The organism is Coriobacteriia bacterium (assembly GCA_031292615.1).
GTDB lineage: Bacteria > Actinomycetota > Coriobacteriia > Anaerosomatales > JAAXUF01 > JARLGT01.
The window spans coordinates 21,560-28,088 of sequence record JARLGT010000120.1 but is presented as its reverse complement, the minus strand read 5'-3'; the positions used below and the strand labels follow the sequence as shown (position 1 = coordinate 28,088).

At 65.8% G+C, this 6,529-nt stretch carries 5 protein-coding genes; 2 read left to right on the top strand and 3 right to left on the bottom strand.

The window, feature by feature from the left end; translation table 11 throughout:
* Positions 1 to 1,150: radical SAM protein (locus tag P4L93_10995; protein MDR3687470.1), on the top strand; the 1,150-nt coding region annotated here is incomplete at its 5' end.
* Between the two features lie 10 nt (positions 1,151 to 1,160).
* Here the strand turns inward: P4L93_10995 and P4L93_10990 are convergent.
* The 3 genes from P4L93_10990 to P4L93_10980 all read right to left on the bottom strand — a co-directional run bounded on the left by P4L93_10990 (position 1,161) and on the right by P4L93_10980 (position 4,191).
* The gene (locus tag P4L93_10990) at positions 1,161 to 2,018 is read right to left on the bottom strand and encodes a DegV family protein (GenBank protein ID MDR3687469.1); all 858 of its coding nucleotides are present in this window, start codon (positions 2,016 to 2,018) and stop codon (positions 1,161 to 1,163) included.
* A gap of 45 nt (positions 2,019 to 2,063) precedes the next feature.
* The gene (locus tag P4L93_10985) at positions 2,064 to 2,333 is read right to left on the bottom strand and encodes a GlsB/YeaQ/YmgE family stress response membrane protein (GenBank protein MDR3687468.1); all 270 of its coding nucleotides are present in this window, start codon (positions 2,331 to 2,333) and stop codon (positions 2,064 to 2,066) included.
* A gap of 163 nt (positions 2,334 to 2,496) precedes the next feature.
* A complete protein-coding gene (locus P4L93_10980; GenBank protein MDR3687467.1) occupies positions 2,497 to 4,191 on the bottom strand; it encodes an AarF/UbiB family protein in 1,695 nt (564 codons plus the stop codon).
* Between the two features lie 198 nt (positions 4,192 to 4,389).
* Between P4L93_10980 and P4L93_10975 the strand changes: the two genes are divergently transcribed.
* Entirely contained in the window at positions 4,390 to 6,381 is a 1,992-nt protein-coding gene (locus tag P4L93_10975; protein ID MDR3687466.1) for a G1 family endopeptidase, read from the top strand.
* The last annotated feature ends 148 nt before the right edge of the window (positions 6,382 to 6,529 follow it).

The following is a 6,529-nucleotide window of genomic DNA, read 5'->3' as shown; positions in this document are numbered from 1 at the left end:
GAGCGGCGAGAGCTTCGCCGACGTCCCCGGCTTGATGTGGCGCGAGGAAGGCCTGCTGCGCGAGGGACCTCCCAACGAGCAGCTCACGCGTGCCCAGCTCGACGTGCTCCCGCTCATCGACCGCTCGCTGATCCATCACGCCGAGAAGTCGTCGGTCGCCTCGGTATGGCGCGCCCGCGGCTGCCCCAGCCGGTGCGACTTCTGCGAGGTCTGCGAGATCTGGCCGCACTACGTCACACGAGAGCCGGAGAAGACGGTCGAGGAGCTGGTGCGAGCCGAGCACGACGGCTACGACACGGCCTTCCTCATCGACGACAACGCCGCCGCAAACAAGCCGGCCTTCAAGGACCTATTGCGATCGGTGGTCGACTCGGGCTTCGCGCACATGCTCGTCATGCAACTGCGCGCCGACTCGGTCTTCACCAAAGACGGGCGGCTCGACAAGGAGCTGCTGCGGCTCATGAAGAAGGCCGCGGCGGTCACCATCGTGTGCGTGGGGATCGAATCCGCCGAGGACTCCGACCTCGAGCGCATGCACAAAGGCATCGACAGCCAGCGCATGGCCAAGGCGCTCAAAGCGATGAAGCGCCACGGCCTGCTGGTCCACGGCATGTTCATCGCCCTTGCCGAGGACAGCAAGGAGGTACTGCGTCGCAACGGCGACTTCGCACGCAAGTACGTCTCGTCGCTGCAGTACCTGTTCGAGACACCGCTGCCTGGCACCAAGCGCACCTTGCGGCACATGCTCGAAGGCAACCTGCTGTTCAGCGCGCTTGACGACCTGTCGCTCTACGACGGCATGCACGTGGTGATCAAGCCGCAGTTCCTCTCGCCTGGCGAGATGCAGGCAAGCGTGCTGCGCGCCTACCGCCGCTTCTACTCGGTGCGGCGGATCGTTGGCGCGGCGCTGTCCGGGACGTTCCTGCGGTTCCGTCGCCTGACCGAGCAGCAGCGCGCGCATCTGGCCACGCTCGGCGTGAGTGCGCGTATGCGGGCTTGGACCCGCTTCCAAGTCCAGTACAAGTTCGCGCGTGTGGGGCTGCTCGCGATGGGTCGCAAGCGGGTCAAGGAGTTCCTCCGCGACGCGGCCTACGCCAGCTACAACCTGCGCCTGCAGCAGCTGCCCACCGAGGGTCAGTCGCAGCGCTGAGGCGGCGAGCCTACGCCAGTCGCTGCACGCCGATCCCGATCAGTCCGGGGCCGGTGTGCACGACGAGTGCCGGCGTGATCTGTCCCTCGATCGCGTAGCCGAAGTCCGGGAGCAGCTCCTTGAGCGCTTCGAGCAGGGCGTCGGCCTCTTCCTTCGCGGCGCCGTGCATCACGGTGATGTTGTAGGCCTTGGCGCCTTCGGCAAACTCGACTGCCTTGTCCAGCGCCAGCTTGAGCGACTTGCCGCGCCCGCGGGCTTTGCCCACGGTGTAGTAGATGCCGTCCTCGTTGCACGAGATGACCGGTTTGAGATTCAGGATCGTGCCCACCATCCCGGCCACCAGCCCGATGCGGCCGCCCTTGACCAGGTACTCGAGCGTCGAGACGCAGAAGAACAGCTTGGTGTGGCGCGCCGCGTCCTCCACCTGCCGACACACCTCGGCAAACGGGAGTCCCTGCTCGATGAGCTCGCCCGCCCTGATCGCCGAGAACCCGCTCCCGATGCCGATGTCTCTCGTGTCGATGTAGCAGGTCTCGAGGCCTTCGGGCGCGGCGCCCATGCTCCGAAACGTCTCGAAGGTGCCGCTGAGTCCGCTGGAAATGGCGACGGCGACGACCTTTTCGTAGCCGTCGGCCTTGATCTGCTTGAAGATGTCGGCGACGGTCGCCGGGCTGGGCAGCGACGTGGAGGGAATCTCCTCCGAGAACCGCGCGAACACGTCCTCGGGCTGGATATCGACGCCGTCGCGGTACTCGGCATCCTTGTAGATGATCGTCAGTGGCGCCACGTACATGTGGTACTTGTCGCGGTACTCCCGCGGAACGTCCGAGCCGGAGTCGACAAGAATCGCAATCTTCTCAGGGGGCATACCGTCCCTATCGGCGACACGGTCGTGGTTGGAGCACACCCCGCGCTACTTGCGCTTCGCAAGCATGCGCCACACGAGCAGCACGATCACCGCGCCCACGATCGAGCTGATGATGCCGCCCATGCGCAGCGTCAGCCCTTCGCCCAACACCAGGCTGCCGAGCGTACCGCCCACGAGCGAACCGAGCCCGCCGGCGATCAGCGCCTGCAGCCAATCGTTGTTGCGCATCCCGCCGCCGCCCAGAAGCATCTGGCCGACCCAGCCGATGGCCATTCCCCACACGAGCACGCCGATGATGAACAGTCCTACTGCCATGTCGGTATCTCCTAGGGCGCTAGACGGTGTGTTTGGGTGCCGAGCAGTTTCATCATATCCCAGCCCGACCTGCAAATGACGCCACCGCCCACGGTCGAGGACAAGCCAAAGGCCCGGGGCACGACGCCTCCGGGCCTTGCCTATGCCGCTATCCCGGGCTGCGCTATCGCCTCGGGCCGTGACCGCCTCGGCCGCCGATCATCATGCCCACGAACACGAGCGCGCTGCCGCCCATGAACCAACGGGCGAGTACCACGTCGGTGCGGTACAGGATCGCGCCAGCGATCAGCAGCGCGGCGAACACGAGCCCGTTGTTGATGCGGCCCACGGCTCGCTCGAGCTGGCGCACACGCAGGTTGAGCAGCGGCGTCTGGACGTTCAGTTCGCCGTGCTCGAGCGTCTGGAGCACGCGGTCGGTGCGGCTCGGCAAGCCGATCAGCACTTGGAAGATCTTCGTGGCCTCGGCGAGGAAGGTCTGGAAGGTCGAGCCGCCCTCCGCCGAGATCAGCTTGGTGGCGTAGGGCGAGATCGACGTCCACAGGTTGAAGTCCGGATCGAGTCCCGTGCACATGCCCGACAGCAAGGCCACGGTGCGGCCGAGCAGCAGCAGGTTCTCGGGGAGCTGGACCGGCAGGTCGAGCACCAGCTCGCGGAATTGCAGGCTGAAGCGCATGAGCTCGGCGTGGTCGAGCGACTTCAGGTCGCTCATGCTCATGCCCCAGAAGCGCTCGAAGAGCTGCTGGCTCGCCTTCTCGATGAGCTTCAAGTCGGCGCTGGGCAGAAGCACGCCAAGCGTGGTGTACGACTGCACGAGCCGGGCCGCGTCCTGTGTCCCGACCGCGATCAGAACCTCCTGCAGCCCTGCGCGCAGGTTCTCGGGCACGCGTCCCACCATGCCGAAGTCGATGAACGTGAGGCGCCAGTTGCGCTTGCCCTCTTCATCGACACCGTCGAGCGGCTGGACGAAGAGGTTGCCGGGATGCGGGTCGGCGTGGAAGAAGCCGTCCGTCAAGATCATCTGCATGTACGCGTCGAGCACGGCAGCCGCCACGTCTTCGCGGGCGATACCGGCGGTGGTGATGGCGTCGTAGTCGCCGATCTTGATGGCAGCAACGTTCTCCAGAGTCAGCACGCGGCGCGAGCTCAGTGTCCAGATGACCTTGGGGATGCGGATGCGCGGCTTGTCCGCAAACGACTCGGCGAACGTCTCGGCGTTGTGCGCCTCGGCAACGTAGTCGATCTCCTCGTGCGTGGTGGCCGCGAACTCCTCGACCAGCGCGCGAACGTCGGCGCGCTTGCTGACCGGCTTGTAGCGCTGCAGCCAGCCACCCACTCGGCGAAGTGCAGCCAAGTCGACGTCGACAACCTGCTCGATATGCGGGCGCTGGACCTTGATCACGACGTCCTCGAAGCCGGCGATCGCGGCCTCCTCGGCGCAGAGCTTCGCGCGATGTACCTGCCCGAGAGAGGCGGCGGCCATCGGCGTCTCGTCGATCCACGCGTAGCGCCCGGCGATCGGCTCGCCCAGCTCGGCCTCGGCCTGCTCGCGAATCGCCGAGAACTCCTCGGCGGGGACTTCGTCTTGCAAGCCCGCCAGCTCCTGCGTTATCTCGATCGGCAGCACATCCAGCCTCGCCGACAGGAACTGGCCGACCTTGATCATCAGGCCGCCCATCGAGATGGCGAGCGCGCGGAAGCGAACCGCGATGCGCCGATAGCGCTCGGCGCGGGTGCGCCCGCTCCAGCCGCCAAGGCCGATGCGCATCAGGAAGATGTCCCACCAGATGAAGTTGGCCGTCACACCGGCAAAGAAGAAGACGATGCGCCAGTACCGGGCGCGGAGTTGCGAGCTGGTCATGAGGCCTCCGGGGTGGGGCAAGCAGGTTCGAGACACACCATAGAGCAACCATTCGGCCGAGACAGCCGAGCAGCTCGATTTCGGCAGAATCGTCGCGGCGGTTCGCGATTCGCTTTCAGCGCGGCGGACTAGGATGCCTGGATGCGCGGAACGAACTGAAATGCGATACGCCCTTGGATCGCGGACTAGAGGACGCAGATGAGACGACTCACGACGCTCGCCTTGTTCGGACTAGTCTGCTGTGCGCTTCTGGCGATGCCAGCAGGTGCAAGCGCGCGCGCGGCGATTGGGAGTAGCGACGCCGGAGTGAATCAGACAGCCGCGCCGATGATTCGCATCACGCCACCTGGCGCCGGAGCCCTACTCGGTGTGAATGCAAACGTGCAGACGTCGAACTGGTCCGGCTACGCGTCCGCCACCAGCCTGACGAGTCCAGCGAACAATGCAGTCAGCGACGTCACCGGGAGCTGGGTCGTGCCCACGGTCAGCGGGGGTGCCACCAACGGCTACTGCGCCGACTGGATTGGAATCGATGGCTACTCGAGCTCGTCGGTCGAGCAGCTGGGCACTTCGGAGAACTGGATCGGCGGGGCACCGCAGTACTACGCGTGGTGGGAGATGTACCCCGGGGCGTCCCACTCGATCACCATGACCATCCATCCAGGCGACGTGATGAGCGCCGAGGTCAAGTGGGCCAGCGGCAACACGTTCACGCTATCCATGACCGACCAAACGACGGGCGTGTCATTTTCAACACAGCAGAATCTCGGGTCAACTGCGGCGCGCAACTCCGCCGAGTGGATTCATGAGGCGCCCTCTTCCGGCAGCGTGCTCCAGCTTGCCCAGACGACACCGGTGACCTTTACGGGATGCAACACGACGATCGGTGGCACCAACGGTCCGATCAGCGGCGCTTCGTGGCAGAACACTGGCATCGACATGGTCCAGAACAGCACAGTCGTCGCGCAGGCTTCGGGGCTATCTGCAGGCGGCACGAGCTTCGTCGTTGGGGCACCCGGCACGCTCCCTCATATCTCGCCGTCCAGCAACTCGCTGACGTTCAACTACACAGTCGGAGGTAGTACGCCCGCGGCGCAGCCGATCACGATCACCAACACGGCCGGCGGAGTCTTGAGCTGGAGTGCCGCATCCGACTCACCGGCGTGGCTGTCGTGCTCGCCCGCGTCAGGCGGCAGCGGGGCCTTCACCTCGGTGTCTGTGACCCCGGCGTCGCTCGCAGCCGGGACATACCACGGCAACATCGTTCTCGCTGCCACCGGCGCCGACAACACCCCGCTGAGCGTGCCAGTGACTCTTGTCGTGAGCCCTCCGCCTGACACCACTGCCCCCACCACGACACTGATCGCCACGCCAACGCCCAACGGCGCCGGCTGGGACCACGCAAATGTGGCCCTCGGCCTGCACGCCACCGACAACGCAGGTGGCTCCGGAGTGGCGGCGACCTACTACACGCTTGACGCCGTGCAGCACTCCTACACCACCACCGTCACGCTCTCGACAGAGGGTGTTCACGCACTGACCTACTGGTCGGTCGACGCCTCTGGCAACGCCGAGACCCCCAAGGCCGCCACCGTCCGCCTCGACAAGACGGCGCCGGCGCTGACCCTGGACGCCACGGCGACCTACGTCTCGGCGGCCACCATCGACGCGACGGCCACCGATGCGCTCTCGGGCCTGGACCACGTCGACATGCGGCTTGATGGCGGCTCGTTTGTCACGGTGACGCAGCTGACCACGAGCGTTCTTGGCGCCCACACCGTCTACGCGCGCGCCTTTGACCTGGCTGGCAACGAGCGCGACGTGAGCGCCGCGTTCACTGTCGTCTCGCCGCCTCCGCCGCCGCTGCCCGCACAGATCACTGTCGGCACGACCACGAAGCTGGCCGGGCCGTCGAAATCCAAGCTGAAGCGCAAGCTGACCTTGACCGGCATCGTCTTGCCGGCGACGGTCACTGGCCAGGTCACCGTCACGAGGACTCGGCTGGTCGGCAAGAAATGGCGAAGCGCCGGCTCTGCGAACGTGTCCGTCGTCAACGGCAAGTTCAGCTACAGCTTCAAGCCGGGCTACAGGGGAAAGTGGCGCTTCGTCGCCAGGTACTCAGGTGGCGTCGTCACGTCGACGACGTATCTCTCCTCTAAGAGTCTGGTCAGGACGGTACAGGTGAAGTAGCGGCAACGAGTCCCGGGCGCACGCCGGTCTTCATAAGCCGGGCAAGGCCTGTGCGATGTCACACCGAACGGGCCGTCTAGTCTACGGGAAAGCAGAGGCCGGCTTCGCTCCTGCCCACATCGCGAAAGTGCCGGAGAAGGGGGCCGAG